Raw genomic sequence first — 670 nt, forward strand, 5'->3', positions numbered from 1 at the left:
CGACGCCAAATTTGTCAAGTCTTCTCGCCTACTTGGATTGTTTATCATCCATCATGCAGATCTTCGTGAAAACCCTAACAGGCAAGACGATCACACTTGAAGTGGAGAGCAGTGATACTATTGATAATGTTAAGTCAAAGATTCAGGACAAGGAAGGGATTCCGCCGGATCAGCAGCGTCTGATCTTTGCCGGAAAGCAACTTGAGGATGGTCGTACGTTAGGGGACTATAACATCCAGAAGGAATCCACGCTTCATCTTGTTCTCAGGCTTCGCGGAGGGATGCAGATCTTCGTGAAGACCCTCACCGGCAAGACGATTACGCTCGAGGTAGAGAGCAGCGATACGATAGACAACGTGAAGACGAAGATCCAGGACAAGGAAGGGATACCGCCGGATCAGCAGCGTTTAATCTTCGCCGGCAAGCAGCTTGAAGACGGGCGAACCTTAGCTGATTACAACATCCAGAAGGAATCTACACTTCATCTGGTTCTCCGTCTTCGTGGAGGGATGCAGATTTTTGTGAAGACCCTCACCGGTAAGACAATCACTTTGGAGGTGGAGAGTTCGGATACCATCGACAATGTGAAGGCGAAGATTCAGGATAAGGAGGGGATTCCACCGGACCAGCAGAGGTTAATTTTTGCCGGCAAGCAGCTTGAGGATGGGCG

General features: G+C 49.6%; 1 protein-coding gene. It reads left to right on the forward strand.

Going from position 1 to position 670, the window contains the following annotated elements; translation table 11 throughout:
* Positions 1-53 precede the first annotated feature (53 nt).
* Positions 54-670 (forward strand): ubiquitin family protein (locus tag C6N31_RS42355; RefSeq protein ID WP_198359638.1); only part of this gene is annotated, 617 nt, incomplete at its 3' end.

The organism is Streptomyces fildesensis (genome assembly GCF_016107395.1).
Lineage (GTDB): Bacteria > Actinomycetota > Actinomycetes > Streptomycetales > Streptomycetaceae > Actinacidiphila > Actinacidiphila fildesensis.